Source organism: Rhodococcus sp. WS1 (genome assembly GCF_003797745.1).
In the GTDB taxonomy this organism is placed as follows: domain Bacteria; phylum Actinomycetota; class Actinomycetes; order Mycobacteriales; family Mycobacteriaceae; genus Rhodococcus_F; species Rhodococcus_F erythropolis.
The window spans coordinates 19,438-41,494 of sequence record NZ_RKLZ01000003.1; the positions used below are offsets into that span (position 1 = coordinate 19,438).

15 protein-coding genes and 4 tRNA genes are annotated in these 22,057 nt (G+C 64.0%); 7 read left to right on the plus strand and 12 right to left on the minus strand.

From position 1 onward, the window contains the following. Positions 1-24: 24 nt before the first annotated feature. Both EEB12_RS25250 and EEB12_RS25255 read right to left on the minus strand, forming a co-directional pair. A complete protein-coding gene (locus EEB12_RS25250; protein WP_003945334.1) occupies positions 25-405 on the minus strand; it encodes a DUF3817 domain-containing protein in 381 nt (126 codons plus the stop codon). Beyond that, positions 402-809: a hypothetical protein gene (locus tag EEB12_RS25255; protein ID WP_021333455.1), complete on the minus strand. Its 408-nt coding sequence runs from the start codon at positions 807-809 to the stop codon at positions 402-404. Before EEB12_RS25255 ends, EEB12_RS25250 begins: the two co-directional genes overlap by 4 nt. Before the next feature lie 184 nt (positions 810-993). Between EEB12_RS25255 and EEB12_RS25260 the strand changes: the two genes are divergently transcribed. Further along, complete coding sequence (locus EEB12_RS25260) at positions 994-1,713, plus strand: aspartate/glutamate racemase family protein (protein ID WP_141488734.1); 720 nt, start codon at positions 994-996, stop codon at positions 1,711-1,713. 57 nt (positions 1,714-1,770) lie between these two features. Here the strand turns inward: EEB12_RS25260 and EEB12_RS25265 are convergent. Both EEB12_RS25265 and EEB12_RS25270 read right to left on the minus strand, forming a co-directional pair. Continuing rightward, positions 1,771-1,852: transfer RNA gene (locus EEB12_RS25265), tRNA-Leu, on the minus strand. A gap of 73 nt (positions 1,853-1,925) precedes the next feature. Further along, positions 1,926-2,642: a hypothetical protein gene (locus EEB12_RS25270; RefSeq protein WP_141488735.1), complete on the minus strand. Its 717-nt coding sequence runs from the start codon at positions 2,640-2,642 to the stop codon at positions 1,926-1,928. A gap of 419 nt (positions 2,643-3,061) precedes the next feature. On the opposite strand from EEB12_RS25270, the gene EEB12_RS25275 reads away from it, so the two are divergent. Together EEB12_RS25275 and EEB12_RS25280 are read left to right on the plus strand one after the other, a co-directional pair. Beyond that, the gene (locus tag EEB12_RS25275) at positions 3,062-12,373 is read left to right on the plus strand and encodes a type I polyketide synthase (RefSeq protein WP_141488736.1); all 9,312 of its coding nucleotides are present in this window, start codon (positions 3,062-3,064) and stop codon (positions 12,371-12,373) included. 10 nt (positions 12,374-12,383) lie between these two features. Then, positions 12,384-12,782 (plus strand): holo-ACP synthase, encoded by a 399-nt coding sequence (locus EEB12_RS25280; RefSeq protein WP_020970027.1) that lies wholly within the window; start codon positions 12,384-12,386, stop codon positions 12,780-12,782. 58 nt (positions 12,783-12,840) lie between these two features. Here the strand turns inward: EEB12_RS25280 and EEB12_RS25285 are convergent, their stop codons facing one another. After that, entirely contained in the window at positions 12,841-13,542 is a 702-nt protein-coding gene (locus tag EEB12_RS25285; RefSeq protein ID WP_019749142.1) for a TetR family transcriptional regulator, read from the minus strand. Between the two features lie 290 nt (positions 13,543-13,832). Here EEB12_RS25285 and EEB12_RS25290 point away from each other — a divergent pair, with 290 nt between their 5' ends. After that, positions 13,833-15,182 (plus strand): dipeptidase, encoded by a 1,350-nt coding sequence (locus tag EEB12_RS25290; RefSeq protein WP_141488737.1) that lies wholly within the window; start codon positions 13,833-13,835, stop codon positions 15,180-15,182. On the opposite strand, the gene bcp is transcribed toward EEB12_RS25290, so the two are convergent. Beyond that, positions 15,179-15,652 (minus strand): thioredoxin-dependent thiol peroxidase, encoded by a 474-nt coding sequence (gene bcp, locus EEB12_RS25295; RefSeq protein WP_019749140.1) that lies wholly within the window; start codon positions 15,650-15,652, stop codon positions 15,179-15,181. The genes EEB12_RS25290 and bcp overlap by 4 nt on opposite strands. Positions 15,653-15,797: 145 nt before the next feature. On the opposite strand from bcp, the gene EEB12_RS25300 reads away from it, so the two are divergent. Beyond that, positions 15,798-16,019, plus strand: coding sequence for a DUF3618 domain-containing protein (locus EEB12_RS25300; protein WP_003945299.1), 222 nt, complete (start codon positions 15,798-15,800; stop codon positions 16,017-16,019). 66 nt (positions 16,020-16,085) lie between these two features. Here EEB12_RS25300 and EEB12_RS25305 read toward each other — a convergent pair. From EEB12_RS25305 to EEB12_RS25315, 3 genes are all read right to left on the minus strand, one after another. Beyond that, a tRNA-Lys gene (locus EEB12_RS25305) sits at positions 16,086-16,158 on the minus strand. Between the two features lie 93 nt (positions 16,159-16,251). Next, complete coding sequence (locus EEB12_RS25310) at positions 16,252-17,670, minus strand: amidase (RefSeq protein WP_141488738.1); 1,419 nt, start codon at positions 17,668-17,670, stop codon at positions 16,252-16,254. A 111-nt stretch (positions 17,671-17,781) separates the two neighbouring features. After that, positions 17,782-17,854, minus strand: a tRNA-Lys gene (locus EEB12_RS25315). 329 nt (positions 17,855-18,183) lie between these two features. Here EEB12_RS25315 and EEB12_RS25320 point away from each other — a divergent pair. Then, positions 18,184-19,392, plus strand: coding sequence for an Ig-like domain-containing protein (locus EEB12_RS25320; RefSeq protein ID WP_019749139.1), 1,209 nt, complete (start codon positions 18,184-18,186; stop codon positions 19,390-19,392). A 133-nt stretch (positions 19,393-19,525) separates the two neighbouring features. Here the strand turns inward: EEB12_RS25320 and EEB12_RS25325 are convergent, their stop codons facing one another. Continuing rightward, positions 19,526-20,488, minus strand: coding sequence for an oxidoreductase (locus EEB12_RS25325; protein ID WP_141488739.1), 963 nt, complete (start codon positions 20,486-20,488; stop codon positions 19,526-19,528). 55 nt (positions 20,489-20,543) lie between these two features. Here EEB12_RS25325 and EEB12_RS25330 point away from each other — a divergent pair, with 55 nt between their 5' ends. Continuing rightward, entirely contained in the window at positions 20,544-20,954 is a 411-nt protein-coding gene (locus EEB12_RS25330) for a MerR family transcriptional regulator (RefSeq protein WP_019749137.1), read from the plus strand. A gap of 231 nt (positions 20,955-21,185) precedes the next feature. Here the strand turns inward: EEB12_RS25330 and EEB12_RS25335 are convergent. Continuing rightward, positions 21,186-21,258: transfer RNA gene (locus EEB12_RS25335), tRNA-His, on the minus strand. 84 nt (positions 21,259-21,342) lie between these two features. Continuing rightward, complete coding sequence (gene orn / locus EEB12_RS25340; protein ID WP_024487359.1) at positions 21,343-21,942, minus strand: oligoribonuclease; 600 nt, start codon at positions 21,940-21,942, stop codon at positions 21,343-21,345. Positions 21,943-22,057: the final 115 nt, after the last annotated feature.

Here is a 22,057-nt window from a genome sequence, read left to right on the forward strand (position 1 = left end):
TCAGGGCTCTACTTTTCGAAACTCTCAGAGCTGATAAGCCTGCTTCACCTGGGCAGTCCGCTTGTGCTCGAACACGAACGACAGGAACGGGATCGTGCCGGCGAGCGCGGTGGCAACCGTCGTACCGGGCTTCCACCGGGCCTTGATCGCCAAGTCGATCGTGAACACGAGATAGAGCATGTAGAACAGGCCGTGGATCTGGCCGATGTAGAACAACCACGACGGTGCATCCGCCGAATTGTCGAGAATCAGGTACTTGTAGACCATCTCACCGGTCAGGAACAGCAGCCAGAGGCCGGTGATCCAGGCGAGAACGCGGTATCGGACGAGCGCCGACGCAACCTTCTTCTGCTTTTCTGCGTTGACTGCGGGGGTAGCGATGCTCGCTTCCGAACCGGTACTCACGTCGTGCTCCTATCGGACTCGCGAGCGGCGAGCTGCGCAAGGTAGTCGTTGTATTCCAGCATTTGGCGGGCTTCAGGGTCGTCGACGTCGAGGTTCACATCGTCGAACTCGGCCTGCGGGCGTTGCGGCAAGAGGTCGGCGGGAATCTCACGCGGCTCCGCGGCGGCTTCCTCGGCTTCGGCCTCTTCGGGGTCCACGTCTTCGAGCTGAACGAACTTGCGATACGCGTACACGACAAACGCCGCGAACAGCGGCCACTGGAACGCGTACCCGAGATTCTGTCCCGAGCCTCCGACGGCTTCGAAGCGCTCCCACTGCCACCAGCCGAGCGCGAGGCAGCCGGCAGCTGACACGATGACCAGCAGAATCAGCGCAGGTCGGCGTTTAGTAGCGTTCTTGGACACACTAAGACGGTACCTGAGAGCTATAGTGCCTCGCCCTGCGATCTCCGACACGGTGTCGTAGAAGCCGTTCCACAGCACCTGTGCGCTATGCCCATCCTCACCCGCAACGCCAGGCACTGAACACATTTTCCCAGCTTTGCTGCATCGATAACCTCGGGCGTATCCGAAAGCAGGGGAGTGTTTCATGCACATCAGAGTGATTCGCCCGGTCATCGACACCACGCTGACTCCGGCGGTGACAGCCGAGGTGGAGCACTGGGCGGCGCCCGGCACGACGGTCGATGTCGTGTCACTGCTCTCTGGCACGGCGAGCATCGAGTCCGAGTACGACGAGGCACTGGCCGGCCCCGGGATCGTGCAGCGGGTCGAAGAGGCGGCAGTCGACGGCGTCGACGGTGTATTCATCACGTGTTTCGCCGATCCTGGAGTGCATGCCGTCCGAGAGATCATCGACGCTCCGGTGGTCGGCGGCTTCGAGCCGTCATTTCTGACAGCGATGAGTCTGGGCGATCGCGTCGGTGTCGTGACCATCCTGCCGAACGTCGTGCCCATGCTCCGATCGCTCACTCGGCGGTATGGGCTCGATAGTCGGCTGGGCAGTATTCGAGTCGTGGACATGCCGGTGCTGGGCCTCACCGATCGGGAGGAACTGATCGATCGACTGGCCGCTCAGGCGTCTGCGGCAGTGCAGAACGGCGAGGCCGATTCCGTCGTTCTCGGTTGCACCGGGATGCTCGGTGTGACCAGTGCGGTCCGAGACAGGCTGCATGGCAAAGGGATTCACGTTCCGGTTGTGGATCCGACGGCGTCGGCGATCACGTGGTTGGAGAGCTCGGTCCGTCTGGGGCTGACGCCGAGCCGGACGACGTACATGACCCCGCCGGTCAAGGCACGAAAGCGCTGAGCCTGATCTAGAACCGAAAAAGCCCCGCCGGATCTGATCCGGCGGGGCTTTTCGTTGTGCGCGAGGGGGGACTTGAACCCCCACGTCCTGAGACACTGGAACCTAAATCCAGCGCGTCTGCCAATTCCGCCACTCGCGCGCGGAATTCAAAGGATACGCGAGTGGAATCGCTCGTGGGCACACCACCCTTGTCGGGATGCGCCCGCCGGCTCTCAGGCCGTTGCGGCGAGTGGATCCGCTGCGGGCGGCATGGTGGATTTCTTCGATCGGCGCGGTTGCTCGGCCGTGCGTTGATACCGCCACGCAGCGTGGGTGAGTGTTGGAACATCGACATCGAGATGTTCGGCAACCGCAACGAGCAACTCGGCTGCGTCGGTGCTCGACAACAATTCCTCACTACTGCTTGCTTCGGTGGCGAACCGTGCAAGTAGATCTATCGAAGTTGCCGTCAACTTCCCGGACAGGAACACCAGCGTCTCGAAGGTCCTGGGGCCCAGGCCCGGAACGGAGACGACTGCCGAACGGAGGCCTTCGGTGTCCTCGACGTCGGCACCGCACCGGCAACCGGCGTCGGCGAGCGCTTTGGCCGCACGAGCCGCACCCTCGGCTTTGGTGAAGTAGTTGCCCGGCACGCGCTGGCGATTGCCGAGAATCGTTGCGAGCTCGTCGCCACGGTCGGTGAAGGCGGCGAGAGCGGACAAGCTGTCGAGGCGATCGCCTGCGGCTACCGAGCGGTGTGTGCGCCAACGGTCGACGACGGCGCGGACTCCGGTCTTCGGTGTTCCGTAGGCGGCGCGCGACGAGAAGATCGCGTCGAGAAGGGCGGCTTCGGACTCGCGCGGCCATCCCTGATTCCAATGCGGCCACGCCTCGCGCGGAAGCTCGGCGCCGATGAATTCGGCCGCTCTGACTACGTCTGTGTCTTTCATGATTTCTCCCCCCGAGAAGTCGTCCGGTGTGGACGCGCTGAACGTAGCGAGGGGGTCCGACAGATTGTGGCCCGGAACGCACGGGATCGACCGTCCGTCAAGGAGGTCACGAATTGGTAACAATAAATATGAGGGGTTCCTCAGGTTTCTGAAAATCCCGGTAACAGTCCCAGGCAGGGCGTTCGCGACCTACCCGCGAGTCACTTTCTCGAAGTCTCGTGAGGAAGATCACGGCCCCGAAAGTCCAGATTTCCAGGGTGCCGACAAACGTGAGGAAATCCTCATGATTCTGTGTAAACCTTGTCTTGCACGAACGCCCTGACTCCGTCGATTCTCTCGACGAATTCGCGAGCACTTCAGCCGGGCAGCACACCGCAAATCCCACCTCGCCGCAGAGGTGACCAGGAGAGGACGTACGCGTGACGATCGATGACACGACACCTACAGGAAACGGACGCGACTCGAAGGGTGGACGCCGTTTCGGCGTCGATGGGGGACAGTCCCGCACGACCAGCAAAGGTGCCCTCGTCGATTCGCTGAACAACGGCGTTTCCTACGCAATCGCTTTCGGTGGACAGGGCGCTCCCTGGCTCACCTCGCTCGAGGAGCTCAGCCGTGACAACGGCCTGGAGCCCGTTCTGACCGATCTGGTCAATGACGCAGCAGCACGCCTCGCGCCCGTCGCGCAGGATCTCCTCGTGGTTCGCCCGGTCGGATTCGATCCGATCGCGTGGATGCTCGAAGCCGAGATCGTCGACGAAGAAGAAGGTGAGAAGTCGGCCGGGCCTTCCGCTGCCGCGCTCACCGCAGCTCCGGTGTCACTCCCCGGCGTCTTCCTCACGCAGCTTGCGGCGTTGCGTGCACTCTCCGCTCAGGGTCTGGATGTAGCCGGTAACCCGCCTGCTGCCGTCATCGGCCACTCGCAGGGCCTGCTGGCCACCGCTGCCGTAGCCGCGCAGGGCAACGACGACGGTGAACTTCTCGCCGTCGCACAGCTCGTCGGTGCTGCTGCCAGCTTGGTCGGCCGTCGCCGCGGCGTCATCGCCGGCGCCTCCGCGAAGCCGATGGTTGCGGTCTCGGGCGTCGATCCCGAGCGTCTCGCCGCCATCGTCGCCGAGCTTGCCGAGGGTGTTGCCCCCGAACGCGCGGCTGTTCTCGCCATTCGCAACGGCCGTCGCCGCGTCGTTCTCGCCGGACCGCCCGCTCAGCTGGCACGCGTGCAAGAGCGTTGCGAGCAGATCGAAGCCGAAGAAGCTCGCGAGCGAGAGGGCAAGAAGCGTGGCGGTTCCGTCTTCGCTCCGTCCTTCGATCCGCTCGACACCGAAATCGGCTTCCATCACCCAGCATTGGCCGAGGCCGTCGAACTTGTCGGCAGCTGGGCAACCCGTTGCGGTCTCGATGCCGACCGTGCGCGTGAACTTGCACAGGGTGTCCTCGTCGATCCGGTCGACTGGGTCGAGGCTGTCGACGGCGCAATCTCCGCCGGCGCCAAGTGGATTCTCGATCTCGGGCCCAGCGATCAGCTGACCCGTATGACGTCCTCTTCGCTGCGTGGGCAGGGCATCGGCATCATCGCCGCCGCCACCCGCGGCGGACACCGCAATCTGCTCACCCCCGGTGCTGCGCCTGAGGTCTCACGTTCGTGGAGCGAATTCGCGCCGAAGCCTGTTTCGCTTCCCGGTGGCCGCATCGGCGTCGAGACGGCGTTCACGAAGCTGACCGGTCGTTCACCCATCCTGCTCGCAGGCATGACGCCGACGACGGTCGACGCCAAGATCGTTGCCGCGGCAGCCAATGCCGGTCACTGGGCTGAGCTCGCCGGTGGCGGACAGGTCACCGAGGAAATCTTCGAAGACCGTGTCGCAGAGCTGAAGATGCTGCTCGAGCCGGGCCGTGCGGTCCAGTTCAACTCCCTGTTCCTCGACCCGTACCTGTGGAAGCTGCAGCTCGGTGGCAAGCGCCTTGTGCAGCGTGCCCGTACTGCCGGCGCTCCCATCGACGGCGTCATCGTCACCGCCGGTATCCCGGAACTCGAAGAGGCCGTTGCCCTCATCGACGAGCTGTCCGAGATCGGCATCACCAACATCGCGTTCAAGCCCGGCACCGTGGCGCAGATCCGCTCCGTGATCCGCATCGCCAACGAGGTTCCGAACTTCCCGGTCATCGTCCACATCGAAGGCGGCCGCGCCGGCGGACACCACTCGTGGGAAGACCTCGACGACCTGCTCCTCGACACGTACGCCGAGCTGCGTACACGTCCGAACCTGGTCATCTGCGTCGGCGGCGGCATCGGAACCCCCGAGCGCGCAGCCGATTACCTCACCGGTCGCTGGTCTGCCGCAGCCGGTTTCCCGGCTATGCCCGTCGACGGCATCCTGGTCGGCACTGCAGCCATGGCGACTCTCGAGGCCACCACCTCTCCTGAGGTCAAGCAGCTCCTCGTCGACACGCCCGGTACACCGGATTGGGTCGGTGCCGGTACCGCTGAAGGCGGAATGGCCTCTGGCCGTAGCCAGCTCGGTGCCGACATTCACGAGATCGACAACGCGGCTTCGCGCACCGGACGCCTCCTCGACGAGGTTGCCGGCGATTCCGAGGCAGTGGCAGAGCGCCGCGACGAGATCATCGCCGCCCTCGACGTCACCGCCAAGCCGTACTTCGGCGACGTCGAGACCATGACGTACGCACAGTGGCTGCGCCGCTACCTCGAGCTCACCGTCGGCATCGACGCGGCGAAGGAATTCGATTGCGGCGCAGATCTTCAAGACGCCATCGTCGAGGCGACCTCGAGCCCGTGGCTCGACATCACCTGGCGTGCTCGCTTCGGCGAGATGCTCCAGCGCACCGAGGCGCGTCTGCACCCGGTCGACCGTGGCCCGATCCCCACACTGTTCGGCGACGCCGAGACTCTCGAGCGCCCCGAGGCTGCGATCTGCGCACTGCAGGCGTCGTACCCGGACTACTCGACGACGGTTCTGCATCCCGCAGACGTCTCGTTCTTCACCTCGTTGTGCAAGACGCCGGGCAAGCCGGTCAACTTCGTTCCCGTCGTCGACGGTGACGTCCGCCGTTGGTGGCGCAGCGACTCCCTGTGGCAGGCACACGATCCCCGCTACACCGCCGATCAGGTTTGTGTCATCCCCGGCACCGTCGCCGTCGCGGGCATCACCCGTGTCGACGAGCCGGTCGGTGACCTGCTCGATCGCTTCGAGAAGGCGACCTACGACGAATTGGTTGCTGCCGGAGCCGCTCCGGTTGCACTCGCGAGCCGTCGCCACCAGGATTCCGCACCCGGACTTCTCGACGCCGTCCTCTCCGCTCCCGACCTCCAGTGGGCAGGCCGCCTGACCCAGAACCCCGTCCGTCGCCTCGGCGACCTCGACGAGTGGAACGCAGAGTCTGCCGACAAGGCAGTTCACGGCACCACGGGGTCCAGCTTGACCGTCGTCGATTCCTCGCACGTGCTGCTCTCGGTTCCGTTGGTGGCAGACAAGTCGGTCGACATCACGATCACCATCCCCGAGTCCGTCGTGGACGGCGGCGCTCCGGTTGTCACCGAGGCAGACGCCGAGGGTGCGATGTCCGCGCTGCTGGCAGTTGCTGCCGGACAGGAACTTCCGACAGTCAAGAACGGAAAGGCCCGCCTCAACGTCGCGTGGGTTCCCGATCGCATCGCCGATCACGCCGGTGTCACCGGTTCCGGCCTGCCCACCACGCTCAGTGTCAGCGGCAAGGCTGTTCCGGACGTCGTCGTCGGAGCATGCTGGCCTGCAGTGTTCGCAGTCCTCGGCGCAGCCAAGCTCGACAGTCTTTCCGTTATCGAAGGCATGCTCGACCTGGTCCACCTCGACCACACCGTCGACTTCGTCGGTGAACTTCCCTCCGAGACAAGCATTCTCGTGGTCAATGCCGAGGTCGCCTCGGTTCTCGACACCGACCTCGGTCGCGTCGTCGAGGTCAAGGTCGAGGTCGGTGCCATGCTCGGCGAGGGCCTCGACGCCCCCGCAGTCGTCACCATGACCGAGCGTTTCGCGATCCGCGGACGCACCGGCGCTGGCGAACTCGCCGACCCGACTCGCGCCGGTGGATCGATCAGCGATGCGGCTGTCGACACCTCGCGTCGTCGTCGCCGTGACGCGAAGATCCTCGCGCCGGTCAGCATGGGCGCGTTCGCTCAGGTTTCCGGTGACCACAACCCGATTCACACCTCCGACAACGCCGCTCTGCTGGCCGGCCTCGGAACCCCGATCGTGCACGGCATGTGGCTTTCCGCCGCAGCGCAACAGGTAGTCACCGCAGTCGACCCGGCCGAGACCCGCGTCCCGCCGCGCCGCCTGACCGCCTGGACCGCCCGCTTCCTCGGGATGGTTCGCCCCGGCGCCGAGATCGACGTCCGCGTCGACCGTGTCGGCATCGACCAGGGCGCAGAAATCGTCGAGGTCGGCTGCCGCATCGACGGCGAACTGGTGATGGTCGCCACCGGCCGCACTGCCGCACCGAAGACCGTCTACGCCTTCCCCGGCCAGGGCATCCAGCGCCCGGGCATGGGCCTCGACGCTCGTGCACGCTCCAAGGCCGCCCGCGACGTCTGGGAGCGTGCGGACAAGCACACCCGCAAGGCGCTCGGATTCTCGATTCTCGCTGTCGTGCGCGACAACCCGGTGACCGTCAAGGCGCGCGGTGTCGAGCACAAGCATCCTGACGGTGTCCTGCACCTGACTCAGTTCACCCAGGTGGCCATGGCCGTTCTCGGTGTTGCCCAGGTTGCCGAGCTGCGCGAATCCGGAACCTTCATCGAGGATTCCCTTCTGGCCGGTCACTCGGTCGGTGAGTACAACGCACTCGCTGCTGTCGCCGAGGTTTTCCCGCTCGAAGCACTTCTCGAGGTCGTCTTCCAGCGTGGCTCCGCCATGCACCAGCTCGTTCCCCGTGACGAAGCCGGACGCTCCGACTACCGCATGGCCGCTATTCGCCCGTCGCAGATCGGTGTTTCCGACGACGACGTGCAGGGCTTCGTCGCCGGTGTCGCCGAGGCTTCCGGTGAGTTCCTCGAAATCGTCAACCTGAACCTGCGCGGCAGCCAGTACGCCATCGCCGGTTCGGTAGCCGGTCTCGACGCACTCGAGGTCGAAATCGATCGTCGCCGAGCAGAATTCGGTGGCAAGCGGGCATACATCCAGGTTCCCGGCATCGACGTGCCGTTCCACTCCACCGTCTTGCGTGGCGGCGTGGCGGACTTCCGCGTGTGCTTGCAGGACTTGCTCCCGCACGACATCGATCCGGACATCCTGATCGGCCGCTACATCCCGAACCTGGTTCCGAAGCCGTTCTCGCTGCGTCGTGACTTCGTTCAGGAAATCGCCGACCTGGTGCCGTCCGAGCCGCTGCAGGAAGTCCTCGCAGACTTCGACAGCTACGCAACGCGCACTCACGAGTTGTCCCGCATCATCCTGATCGAGCTGCTGGCTTGGCAGTTCGCCAGCCCGGTCCGTTGGATCGAGACGCAGGACCTGCTCTTCGGTGACGAGTCCGAAGGTGGACTCGGGGTCGAACGCTTCGTCGAGATCGGTCTCGGCGCCGCCCCGACCGTTGCAAACCTCGCGTCGCAGACCCTCAAGCTGCCGGGCCGCTTCGGCTACCCGGTCGAGGTTCTCAACGTCGAGCGCGAAGCTGCGATCGTCTACGGCACCGACGTCGACCCCGCCGTCGATGACGACGACGAGATCGAAGCGCCTGCTGCGCAGGCTGCACCGGTTGCCGCGGCCGCTGCTCCGGTTGCAGCTGCTGCGCCGGCTGCACCCTCGGGTGGACCGCGTCCGGACGACCTCACCTTCAAGGCGCCCGACGCCACGAAGGTCCTGATCAGCCTGTGGACCAAGCTCCGTCCCGATCAGGTCGGCCCCGCCGACACGATCGAGGCACTGTGCGACGGCGTCTCCTCGCGTCGTAACCAGCTTCTGGTCGACCTCGGCTCCGAGCTGTCCCTCGGCGCCATCGACGGTGCCGCGGATGCCGACATGGGCTCCTTGGGAGCAACCGTCGACAAGCTCGCCCGTACGTACAAGCCGTTCGGACCGGTGCTCTCCGATTCGATCAACGATCACCTGCGCAAGGTCTTCGGCCCCTCGGGCAAGCGTCCCGGCTACATCGCCGACCGCGTCAAGAAGGTCTGGGAACTGGGCGACGGCTGGGCGCACCACGTCACCGCAGCAGTGGCTCTCGGCACCCGTGACGGCGCCAGCATCCGCGGCGGCGACCTCGGTGGCCTGAGCTCCGGCGCACTGGCCGACGCCGCAGCGGTCGACGCAGTCATCGACAGCGCAGTTGCCTCGGTCGGCTCTGCACGCGGAGTCAGTGTCTCGTTGCCGGCCACCGGCGGCGGAAGCGGCGGAACCGTCGACGCAGCCGCCCTGGGTGAGTTCACCGAGAACATCACCGGACGCAACGGCGTTCTGGCCTCGGCTGCACGCCTGGTACTCGAGCAGCTCGGACTGAACGAAGAAGCGGCAGTCGCGACGGTCGAGGACACCGAACTGGTCGACCTGGTCTCGGCTGAACTCGGCTCCGACTGGCCGCGTCTGGTTGCTCCGGCATTCGACGCACAGAAGGCCGTGCTGCTCGACGACCGTTGGGCAAGTGCGCGTGAGGATCTCGCTCGTATTTGGCTCGGTGACACCGCGTTGTCGGTCGAGAACTTCATCGGTGCCGGTTCCACCGTCGCCGCACAGGCCAAGTGGTGGGCCACCCGTGCAACCGACGAGGGCCGCACGGCGCTCGCCGAGGTCTACACCCGCATCGTTGATGCGGCCGTGACGACAGAATCCGACGCACCCGAGTGGGCAGGCGAGGTCGCAGTAGTGACCGGCGCCAGCAAGGGTTCCATCGCGGCAGCGGTCACGGGCAAGCTCCTTGCCGGTGGCGCAACGGTATTCGTGACCACCTCACGACTCGACGGTCAGCGTCTGGGCTTCTACCGCGACCTGTACCGCGAGAACGCTCGCGCCGGTGCCGCCCTCTGGGTGGTTCCCGCGAACATGGCGTCGTACACCGACGTCGACGCACTGATCGACTGGATCGGCAACGAGGCCACCGAGAACGCAGGCGGCGCAAAGAAGCTCATCAAGCCGGCCATGACGCCGACGATGCTCTTCCCGTTCGCAGCTCCGCGTGTCGGCGGCGAACTCTCCGACGCCGGCGCTCGCGCCGAAATGGAAATGCGCGTGCTGCTCTGGTCGGTGGAGCGCCTCATCGGCGGTCTGTCGAAGATCGGTTACGACAGCGATGTCGACACGCACCTGCACGTAGTGCTGCCCGGTTCGCCGAACCGCGGAACATTCGGCGGCGACGGTGCATACGGTGAGGCCAAGGCTTCGCTGATCGCCGTGGTCAACCGCTGGAAGGCCGAGCGGAACTGGGCCGAGCGGGTCACGTTGGCACACGCGGTCATCGGTTGGGTTCGCGGAACCGGACTCATGGGTCACAACGATCCGATCGTCGACGCGGTCGAAGCTGCGGGCGTCCGCACCTGGTCCACCCAGGAGATGGCGACCCAACTGCTGAAGACGGCAACCCGCGAGTCGCGGCGCGCTGCAGCAGAGGCTCCGCTCGAGGTCGACCTGACCGGCGGACTGTCCGAGGCCAACCTGGATCTGGGTGCTTTGGCCAAGGAAGCTGCCGAGGTTGCCGAGATCGCCGAGGCTGTCGACGAAGCAGTGGACGAGTCCAGCATCCTGGCGCTGCCCACGCCGGCTCGCATCGACGACTCGGTCAAGGCTCCGAGCTGGCCCGAACTGGACGTCACCCCCGCGGACCTCGTGGTCATCGTGGGTGCCGGAGAGCTCGGACCCTACGGTTCCTCGCGTACCCGCTTCGAGATGGAGGTCGACGAGCAGCTCTCTGCCGCAGGCGTTCTCGAATTGGCGTGGAACACCGGACTCATCGTCTGGGAGAACGACCCCAAGCCGGGCTGGTACGACGTCGAATCCGGTGACCTGGTACCCGAGGCGGAAATCGCCGACAAGTACCACGACGCAGTCGTCGAGCGTTGCGGCATCCGTCGCTACGTCGACGAGGGCGCGATGATCGACAACACCGCTCCGCTGCTCACCTCCGTGTTCCTGGACAAGGATCTGAGCTTCGTGGTCGGCAGTGAGGCAGAGGCTCAGGCCTTCGTCGAATCCGATCCGGAGAACACGACGGCGACGGTTTCCGCGGAGTCCGGAGACTGGACAGTCACTCGCCGCGCAGGCACCGAGATCCGCGTCCCGCGCAAGATGAAGCTGACTCGTAGTGTCGGCGGCCAGATCCCGACCAACTTCGACGTCACCAAGTGGGGCATCCCCGCCGACATGGCAGATTCGGTCGACCGCGTCGGACTCTGGAACATCGTCGCAACGGTGGACGCCTTCCTCACCGGCGGCTTCACTCCGAGCGAACTGCTCCGCTGGGTACACCCGAGCCTGGTCGCCAACACGCAGGGCACCGGCATGGGCGGCATGACCTCCATGCGGAGCCTGTACATCGACACGCTGCTCGGCGAGAACCGTCCGAACGACATCCTGCAGGAAGCGCTGCCGAACGTCATTGCAGCGCACGTCGTTCAGTCGTACGTCGGCGGTTACGGCGCGATGGTTCACCCCGTCGCCGCCTGCGCCACGGCAGCGGTATCCGTCGAAGAAGGCGTCGACAAGATCCGACTCGGCAAGGCGCAGTTGGTTGTTGCCGGCGGGTTCGACGATCTGAGCACGGAAGGCATCATCGGCTTCGGTGACATGTCGGCAACTGCCAAGACCGAGGACATGCACGCCAAGGGCATCGAGGATCGCCGCTTCTCGCGGGCCAACGATCGTCGCCGCGGCGGATTCGTCGAGTCGGCAGGTGGCGGAACGATTCTCCTCGCTCGCGGAGACCTGGCACTCGAGATGGGCCTGCCCGTCCTCGGTGTGGTCGCCTGGGCCGGATCGTTCGCCGACGGTGTCCACACCTCGATCCCGGCACCGGGACTCGGAGCACTGGGCGCCGGACGTGGGGGAGCGGATTCGCAGCTCGCACTCTCGCTCAACGCTCTCGGCGTGAGCGCCGACGACATCGCCGTGATCTCCAAGCACGACACCTCCACTGCCGCCAACGATCCGAACGAGGCAGAGCTGCACGAGCGCCTCGCCGGGGCATTGGGACGCAGTGAAGGTGCGCCGATGTTCGTGGTATCGCAGAAGAGCCTGACCGGTCACGCCAAGGGTGGTGCCGCAGCCTTCCAGCTGATCGGGCTCTGCCAGGTACTGAGCCAGGGCATCGTCCCGCCGAACCGCAGCCTCGACTGCGTCGACGACAAGATGGCCGAGTTCGAGCACCTCGTGTGGGCACGTCAGCCGCTCAAGTTCGGTGATCAGCTTCCGCTGCGTGCCGGCCTGCTGACCAGCCTCGGCTTCGGTCACGTCTCCGGCCTGATCGCAGTCGTGCACCCGCAGGCATTCGTCGAGTCGGTTCCGGCCGACAAGCGCGCCGACTATGTTGCTGCGGCGCAGCAGCGGACGATCGACGGTCAGCGCCGCCTCGCCAAGGCGATGTGCGGTGGCGACAGCCTTTACGAGCGCCCGGCGGATCGTCGCCTCGGTGCCGACGGAACGCCGGCAAAGGCGTCGCGTCAGCTCGAAGCGGACATGTTGCTGAGCGAGGACGCACGACTCGGCGCAGATCTGGTGTACCGCTCGAATCTGCCCGGCTGCAAGTAATAATCACGGTATGGGAGTTCTGGGTATCGGCTTCGACCTCGTGACGGTGTCGGAGTTCGCCGAGCAATTGAACAGGCCGGGAACGGCAATGCTCGACAACTTCACACCGGGCGAGCGTCGAGACGCCGCTACCCGGAGCTCCGAACCGGCACGACATTTCGCCGCCCGGTGGGCAGCGAAGGAAGCAGTGATCAAGGCATGGTCAACTGCTCTCTTCGCCAGCCCGCCGGTGCTGGGGGAGATGATCCACAATCAGATCGAGGTCATCTCGGACGCCTGGGGTCGCCCGGGCATCCGGCTTCGCGGTGACGTGGCCAAACACCTCACCGGAGTGAAAATTCATATCTCGCTCACCCACGACGGGGACATGGCGGGCGCTTTCGCGGTCATCGAATCCGACCCGGAGTAGCACTGCCGGACACGAAAGAGCCGGTCTCCCAAGGGGAGACCGGCTCTTTGTCGTTCGACTAGTCCTTCGTGCGGGATTCCTTCTCGGCGACGAGGAGATACGCGATCATCAACCTTTTCAGTTCGGCGACGGCGTCGGCATGCGACTGACCGTCCTGAACCGAGAAATTGAGCATCGAATACACCACGTGGACAAGAACTTCCGCCATCATCAGGCGACGATCTCGCCGCGTACGAGGCGTCAACGGACCGAGCATTTTCGCTACGGTCTCGGCGAATTGCTTTTCGTGAATGACTCCGGTGGCCCGCGTGGACGGCGTCGACTGCATCGCCAGCCAGACCTCGCGGCGCGACGGATCGGACGTCCACAGTCCGGCCATGTGATCGACGAAACTGTTCAGGAACCGCAACCAGTCGAGCGAGGGTACTTCGCCGCCGAACTGCGCAAGCTCGTGCTGGACCCCGACGAGGTCCTGGCGGTTCAATTCGCACACGATGACGTACTTGTTCGCGAAGAATTGGTAGAGCGTCCCGATCGGGACGTCAGCACGTGCCGCGACCTCTTCGCAGGTGAACGATTCGAAACCGACATCGGTGAGGAGTTCCCGTGACGCTGCCAGGAGTGCGTCGAATTTACGCTGGCTGCGCTCTTGCGTCGGACGCTTGCGCGGCAGCAGTTCCTGCGGTTCTTCGAGGCTCTGAGGATTCTCCAGTGCTGGGTCGACTCGTCGCCGCGCGCGGTTACGAGTCGTGGGCTGCACGTCTTCCAGGCTATCGGTGTTTTCTGTCGAATTTGGGACTTGTGCATTATCCGGTGTCATCGGCCACCTACTTCGGCGGTCGTGATCGGTCGAAACGCACCGCGCAGGTGCGCGCACACGAGTCCCGATGCTGTTGCCACACCTCGATACTAGGTGACCACCTGTCCAGTAGCTGAAGAGGTTGCTGCGCGGTGTGGCGCAACGGCGATCCTGCCGACTCCCTACGCCCGATTCGGGCACACTGAGATTCTTCGGGCACACCGAGGTTCGATGCCGAGGAGAGGGAGACGATGACGGAAGAACTGCGAACCGCGGTACGTGAACTCATGCCGCGTGCCCATGAGGATCTGAGTGCACTTGTGGCGATGAAGTCCGTCGCAGATGCACGGCAATACCCGCCGGAAGAATGCGCGGCCGCGGCACATTGGGTCCTGGAGGCATTCCGCGATCAAGGTTTCGCCGATATCGAGGCGATCGAGACCTCCGACGGCTCGGCCGCCGTCGTCGGTCGTCGACCAGGTCCAGGCGGTGCTCCGACGGTTCTGCTGTACTGCCACTACGACGTTCAGCCGCCCGGAAACGAAGAGCTCTGGGGCTCGCCGCCTTTCACGCTCACCGAGCGGGGTGGACGGTGGTACGGACGCGGCGCTTCCGACTGCAAGGGCAACGTCGTCATGCATCTGACAGCTCTGCGAGCGCTCGCCGCTGCCGGTGTGGATCCGAGCGCCCATCTGACGATCGTCGCCGAAGGATCAGAGGAGATGGGCACTGGCGGTCTCGAGGATCTGGTGCGAGAGCGGCCCGAACTTTTTGCGGCCGACATGATCCTGATCGCCGATACCGGCAACACCGAGGTGGGGGAGCCGACGATCACGACATCACTACGCGGGATCGCCAACGTGGTGGTCCACGTGTCGACGCTCGAGGGTGAGATTCACTCCGGTGTCTTCGGTGGACCGGCACCCGATGCGATCACCGCGCTGGTGCACATTCTCTCGACGCTGCACGACGGCGCCGGAAACACCACTGTCGAAGGCTTGACCAACGACCAGGAGTGGGAGGGAGTCAGTTACGACGGCGATCAGTTCCGCTCCGACGCCGGGGTACTCGAAGGGGTACAGCTGTCTGGTTCCGGTTCGGTCGCCGAGCAGGTGTGGGCTCGTCCGGCGCTGACCATCCTGGGTATCGACTGCCCGCCGGTCGTGGGTTCTGCGGCGGCAATCACGCCCCGTGCATCCGCACGCCTGAATCTTCGTGTCCCGCCTGGCACGGATCCGGCGCAGGCACAGAAGTTGTTGACTGACCACCTCCGCGCAGCGGCGCCGTGGGGCGTCCACATCGAGGTTGTACCGGAATCGACGGGATCACCGTTCTCGTCCTCGACGGAAGGAACGGGATTCGCGCAGCTGAAGTCTGCGCTGACCGATGCCTACGGCCGCGAAGTGGGGTTTGCCGGCCAAGGGGGATCGATTCCGCTGTGCAGTGCGTTGGCCGAGCAGTTCCCCGACGCGGAGATCGCGTTGATCGGCGTCGAGGAACCGCAGTGCCGCATTCATGCACCTGACGAAAGCGTCGACCCGTCGGAGATCGAGAATCTCGCTTTCGCGGAGGCGCTGTTCTTGAGCAGGTACGGGAGTTAGACCGACAGATCGCGTCGTAGCTTGGCGACGTGGCCGGTGGCCCGGACGTTGTACTGGGCCACCTCGATCTTGCCTTCCTCGTCGACGAGGAACGTCGAGCGGATGACGCCCTGGACCGTCTTGCCGTACATCTTCTTCTCACCGAATGCGCCCCAGGCTTCGAGCGTCGCCTTCTCGGGGTCGGAGAGCAGCGGGAAGGTCAGCTCTTCGGTATCGCGGAACTTCGCGAGTTTTGCTGGCTTGTCCGGCGAGATTCCGACGACCTCCAGCCCGGCACCGTTCAATTCGGCGAGGCTGTCGCGGAAGTCGCAGGCCTGCTTGGTGCACCCCGGGGTGCTGGCCGCGGGGTAGAAGTACACGATGACCTTGCGGCCGCGGTAATCGTGAAGCGAAACCTCGTTGCCGTCGGCGTCGGGGAGCGTGAAATCCGGCGCGACGTCGCCGGCGGACAATCTACTGTTCTCGGTCACGGGAATCGAGGTTAGTCGAGAAATTGCGCGGCAGGTGGGCGCGAGGGCATTCTGCTCCTCTACGGTAGAGCGAAGTGTCGGCGCGCTGCGTCCGCACAGCAGACCCGCACACAGAGCAGCAGAACACAGACAAGTTGGAGGACACGTGCCCAGGGACACCGAGAGCATCGAACGCGAGATCGAGAAGGCGCGTAACCAGCTCGCGAGCACACTCGACGAACTGACGGTCCGCACCAACCCGAAGCGGCTGGTCGAGAACACCAAGAAGACGGTGCTCGCCAAGCTCAACGAGCCGGCAGTGAAGTACGCGCTTATCGCAGTTGGTTCAGTGGTGGGACTACTCGTGGTCCGGAAGATCATTCGCTGACCCGAGTTTTCGAAGGCAGAACATGAAGAAGGCCCCCACCTGGTGAGGTGGGGGCCTTCTTGCAAGTGCGCCCACAGGGACTCGAACCCCGGACCCAGTGATTAAGAGTCACTTGCTCTACCAACTGAGCTATAGGCGCTCGCTCTTGCGAGACAGAACATTAGCCGACAGGCTCAGGAGTTTGCAAAACGCGTGTTCATCGTGGTGACGATGGTTACATCGCTTCCGGAATTCACGAGTGTGGCGGGAGTGAATCCGGCCAGCGGACGGTGCTTTCCAACTGCTGTGCGACGGCGAGAATCGCCGATTCGCCACCGCTGCGCGCAACCAGTTGGACGCTCAGGGGGAGTCCGTGTTCGGAGAAGCCGGCGGGTACCGCGGCCGCCGGGTTGCCGCAGACATTCCAGATAGAACAGTAGGCGGCGATCGGCAACGCCTTGCGGACTGCGGACAGAAGGCCGGTTCCTTCGAGTTGTCCGATCGGGCGTGGCAGCGCGGGCGTTGTCGGCATCAGGACCAGGTCGAAGGTGTCGAAGACCTGGTTGACCGTCGCTGCAATTCGCTCACCTTTGCGGTAGGCGAATTTACCGACGCGCGCGGGTGCAGCTATCCGGCCGATCGAGGCGAGCGCTCGCGTGCGCTTCTCGAGAAGCGCTGGATGATCGACACGAAGCGCTTCGTCGCGGACACCGCCGAGCACCTGCGGGAGAAAAGCGGCAGTGGCATCCGGGTACTCGGGATCGTGTTCTTCGACGTGATGTCCCAACGCGCTCAACATCTCTGCGATCGAGAGCACCGCGGCAACGATCTCCGCTGACGGACGGACGCCCCGGACCGGACTCCGGGTGGACACCGCGATGCGAAGCGGCCCGGGTGCCGACACGGCCGCGTCGGCAAAGCTGGTTCGGAGCGTTTCGGCTGTGTAGTCGTCGATCTCGGTGGTACCGGTGATTGCGTCGTATACGAGCGCGCTGTCCTCGACCGAACGAGTGAGAGGCCCGAGTGTGCCGAGTCCGCGCCAGAGGTTTCGGTTCGGCGCGGTGCTCACCCGACCGCGTTGCGGCTTGAGTCCGAACAACCCGCAGAACGCCGAAGGCAATCGTATGGAACCGCCGCCGTCGCCGCCTATTGCCGCCGCGACCATTCCCGACGCGACGGCCGACGCAGATCCTCCGGTGGATATGCCGGTGTCCCAAGGGTTTCTCGTGTATCCGTTTGCGGCAGTCTCGGTGAAGGGCCAGATGCCGAACTCGGGCATCGTCGTCTTGCCGACGATCACCGCACCCGCTTCGCGCAACCTGCGGACAACCTCTGAATCGGCCGATGCGATGCGCGTGGCTGCCGCACCGCCGTACGTCGTCGGCGTTCCGGCGACGTCGTTCTCGTCCTTGATTGCAATCGGGACTCCGTGCAGTGGGCCCAGGGTTTTGCCGTCGGCCTGACGTTGATCGAGCCGTGTCGCCTCGTCGAGTGCTTCGTCCGCGAGAACTCGTACAAATGCGTTGAGCGTCGAATCGAGGCGCTCGATACGGCGAAGTGTGGTCTCGGTGAGTTCGCGGGCGGACAAAGCTCCGGACCGGATCAGAGCTGCCTGACCTGCCACCCCGGCAAATGCCAGTTCGCCGCCGGGCGTGAATCCGCGCTCAGTCATCAGACCTCCAGGCCGTGGTTCCGGTAACTGTGAAGTCTATTCACCACGACCTGTCCACCAAGCCACAAAGAAAAATCCCCACCTTCCGAAGAAGGTGGGGACCTTTGCAAGTGCGCCCACAGGGACTCGAACCCCGGACCCAGTGATTAAGAGTCACTTGCTCTACCAACTGAGCTATAGGCGCTCGCTCTTGCGAGACAGAACATTAGCCGAATCGCCGGTTCGGGAGCAAATCGCCAGGTGGCGGCCTCGCTGCCGTAGTCCAATCGGAGGAAATCCGCTGAAAGCGGTAACAAAACGGACGGTTCGGAGCGATTGATACTTGAACGTTACTGACGGCGTGGCCCTTCATGACCGTTGGTAACGAGCGCGCCTGGCATCATTGGTGCAGCGCAGTCATACCGCAAGTCCCACTTGCCTTCCGGTAAGTGGGATTCGCATGTGATGCGGAAGTTAGTCGGAGAGATTGTGAAGCGGAGTCGAACGATGAGTCGTCAAAGGTGGGGTCTGTCCGTGCGCGGGGGGAACGGTCGAGTGTCGAAGAGTGCGGCGATGATCGCGGTGTCTCTCGGTGCGCTCGTTCTGGTCACCGCGTGCACGTCGGGTGGCAAGGACGTCAGCACCGAGGGATCGGCGCCGATCGATTCCAATCCGCTCACCGAACTCATCAAGCCGAAGCTCACCTCGACCGCCGCCGACGGCGCTGTCGGCTTCTCGCCGGGCGACCCGGTCAAGATCAACGTCGCTGACGGCGCCCTGTCCGACGTGACGATGGTCAATCAGGACGGCAAGGCAGTTGCCGGCGCGATTGCTGCCGACGGTGCGTCGTGGACGACCACCGAACCGCTCGGCTACAACCGCAAGTACAAAATCGAGGCCCGCGCATTCGGATTGGGCGGCGCCAGTACGACGGTCACGTCCTTCACCACCAGCGCACCCGGCAACGTCACGAAGCCGTATGTCTTGCCGAACGAGGGCGACGTGGTCGGCATCGGTCAGCCCATCGCGGTGCAGTTCGACGAGAACATCCCCGATCGCAAGGCTGCCGAAGCTGCGATCACCGTCACCACGACTCCGACCGTCGAAGGTGCGTTCTACTGGGTCAACAATCGTGAGGTCCGTTGGCGTCCGGAGAACTACTGGGCACCGGGCACCAAGGTCGACGTGAGCGTCAACGTGTACGGGCGCAATCTCGGCAAGGGAGTCTTCGGGCAGGAAGACGCGAAGAGTTCCTTCACCATCGGTGATGCCGTCATCGCCACGGCGGACGACAACACCAAGCAGGTCACTTTCCAGGTCAACGGTGAGACCGTCATGACCATGCCCACCTCCATGGGCAAGGACAGCACTCCCACCGACAACGGCGTCTACATCATCGGTGACCGCTTCGCGAACATGATCATGGACTCGTCCACGTACGGCGTCCCGGTCACCTCGGCGCAGGGTTACAAGACCCCCGTCGACTGGGCGACCCGAATGTCCTACAGCGGTATCTTCTTCCACTCGGCGCCGTGGTCGGTCGGGCAGCAGGGCTACTCCAACACCAGTCACGGCTGCCTCAACCTGAGCCCGTCCAACGCCAAGTGGGTCTACGACAACACCAAGCGTGGGGACATCGTCGTCGTCAAGAACACCGTCGGCGGAACGCTCTCCGGCACCGACGGCCTCGGTGACTGGAACATTCCCTGGAGCGTCTGGAAGACCGGCAACGCGGACGTCTGAGTGCGTCCCTGAAGCACTGAACGTCAGAATGCCCCCGACCGTCCGGTTGGGGGCATTTCTGCATCTGTATTCCTTTGTGAGCGAAAGTGCCTCTCGGTCTATCTGAGGCGACGGGAGGTACGTTCGCTCGGCGTCAGCGTCGACCGAAGGCGTCCACTCCGGTCATTTCAGCGGACAGTGCCCACAATCTGCGTGCGTCGTCGCGATCGGTAGCCCAAGGTTTCACTCCGCCGACGCTCATGTCATCAGTCTGCGCGACGTCCGCGATGTTGCAGTCCTGGAGGTACGCGCCGGCGTGATCGGCGAGTATCGGTGCCGTCGCTGCCAACACCGTTGTAGCGGCGCCCTGGGAGGGAGTCTTGAATCCCGGCACGGCGTCGCCATTCGACGTCGTCCATCCGAGATCGTGTTTCTCCGATGCAGAAAAGTGACGTTGAAGGGGAGTGAGGATGCTCCCGGGATGGACGGAGAACGCAGTGATGCCGCGTGAAGCACCGGAGCTCGCCAGCTGTACAGCGAATAGAGCATTTGCAGTCTTGGCTTGACCGTACGCAAGCCAGCGGTCGTAACCGTTGCGGAAATGTATGTCATCCCAACGCACTCCCGACAGAAAATGTCCCGCCGACGAGACAGCGACTACGCGAGAACCGTTTGCGGGCATTGCTGGCACCAGCAGGTTCACCAGTACAAAGTGCCCGAGGTGATTGATCGCGAATTGTGATTCCCAGCCGGAGCCGACACGGAGTTCCGGGCAGGCCATGACCCCCGCATTGCAGATGATGATGTCCGGAGTGATCCGGGATTCGAGAATTTCTCGCGCACACGATCTGACACTGCTCGGGTCCGACAGGTCGCACGCTCGCACTTCGATACCCGGAAGGTCTGCCACCTCGCTCCGTGCCTGTTCTGGTCGGCGGGCAAGAACTACAACTCGCGCGCCGACCGAAGAAAGTGACCGCGAAATTTCGTATCCGAGTCCGGAGTACCCGCCAGTGACCAAAGCAGTTGTGCCGGTTAAATCTTGTCCGCCAAGTACGTCGTCGGCAGTGGAGATTCGGGAGAGCCCGGTGTTGATTTTGCGCTGAATGGAATTCATGGCAGCGACCGTAAAATCTGGAGTGCACTCCAGGTCAAGGAAAGGTAGACGGGCAATGCGTGAACTATCAATCGGTGACGTAGCTGTCGAGACCGGAATCAGCATCGATTCCCTTCGATACTTCGAACGTGAGGAATTGCTCGTTCACGAGGTTGCGCGCTCGGCAGGTGGGCGTCGGGTCTACGCCGAAAACGATGTCGCTTGGTTGAAGCTGTGCAATCGATTCCGAGACTCGGGTATGCCGATAGCAACGATTCGCGAATTCGCCGCACTCGTCAGGTCAGGGCCGGGAAACGAGAAGGAACGGCTTTCACTTCTACAAAAGCATGAGGTGTTGATTCGATCCAGGATCTCTGCGCTGCAGGACAACCTGACCGTCATCCACGACAAGGTTTCGGCATACGAGCGACACGTTCGCGAGGGGACCGTCGCAGGTGTCTGGGAGCCGCAACCGTCGCCCGAGTGATCGACGGCTGGGCCATTTGCGGCGATTTCCAGCTACCCCCATGTGAGCGAAAGTGGCTTTCGGTCTATCTGAGGCGACGAGAGGTACGTTCGCTCGGCCCGGGCACGGGTTGCTCGGGAGCGGGCGATTTGTCGCGGTCGCCACCCGGCTGTGGAAGGGGGGATTGGGGCCGGCGCACAAACCAAAAGAACCCCCGAAAATGTCTTTCGACATCTTCGGGGGTTCCGCTTGGGTGAGCGACGGGACTCGAACCCGCGACAGCCAGGATCACAACCTGGTGCTCTACCAACTGAACTACGCCCACCATTGCCTCGGCCACCGGTTTGACCCGGCTGCTTTGACGAAAGAGATACTAGCGCGAAAGTCGGTCAGGAAGCCAATCGGCAGGTCAGGCGGGACCCAAGCCCTCTACGACGGCTGCGATCTCCGCGCTCGACGGTCCGGGCGCCGCGACGAATGCAGTGCCGCGGTAGTACTTGAGTTCGCGGATGGATTCCTTGATGTCGGCGAGTGCCCGGTGGGCGAGACCTTTTTCGGGCTGGCCGAAGTAGATTCGCGGGTACCAGCGGCGGGAGAGTTCCTTGATGGAGCTGACATCGATCATCCGGTAGTGCAGGTATGTGTCCAGCGCCGTCATGTCACGCGAGATGAATCCGCGGTCGGTGGCGATGGAATTACCTGCCAGGGGAGCCGTACCGGCGACGGGAACGTGCTTGCGGATGTACGCGAGCACCTCTTTCTCCGCCTCGGCGAGGGTGACCGTCGACTTACGAACCTCTTCGGTCAGTCCCGACTTCGCATGCATCTTCTTCACGACGTCGGGCATTGCAGCCAACGCGTCGTCGTCGGCGTGGATGACGATGTCCACACCTTCGCCCAAGATGTTCAAGTCGCTGTCGGTCACCAGAGCCGCAATCTCGATGAGTTTGTCCGACTCGAGTCGCAGCCCGGTCATTTCACAATCGATCCATACCAATTTGTCCTGCACCAGGAACACAGTAGTGCGCGCGGGCGCGGGATAAGGTCTGCGGTGGAAACTCGACGTGTGTAAGACGGCGTTCGGGTGATGACAAGAACTTCGCCGCATTGCAACGAGGAGGGCT

Excerpts from the sequence above, each read along its gene's own strand:
- EEB12_RS25290 (WP_141488737.1), top strand. The coding sequence starts at position 13,833 with ATGACGGAAGAACTGCGAACCGCGGTACGTGAACTCATGCCGCGTGCC.
- EEB12_RS25330 (WP_019749137.1), top strand. The coding sequence starts at position 20,544 with ATGCGTGAACTATCAATCGGTGACGTAGCTGTCGAGACCGGAATCAGC.
- EEB12_RS25325 (WP_141488739.1), bottom strand. The coding sequence starts at position 20,488 with ATGAATTCCATTCAGCGCAAAATCAACACCGGGCTCTCCCGAATCTCC.
- EEB12_RS25260 (WP_141488734.1), top strand. The coding sequence starts at position 994 with ATGCACATCAGAGTGATTCGCCCGGTCATCGACACCACGCTGACTCCG.
- EEB12_RS25270 (WP_141488735.1), bottom strand. The coding sequence starts at position 2,642 with ATGAAAGACACAGACGTAGTCAGAGCGGCCGAATTCATCGGCGCCGAG.
- EEB12_RS25310 (WP_141488738.1), bottom strand. The coding sequence starts at position 17,670 with ATGACTGAGCGCGGATTCACGCCCGGCGGCGAACTGGCATTTGCCGGG.
- EEB12_RS25280 (WP_020970027.1), top strand. The coding sequence starts at position 12,384 with ATGGGAGTTCTGGGTATCGGCTTCGACCTCGTGACGGTGTCGGAGTTC.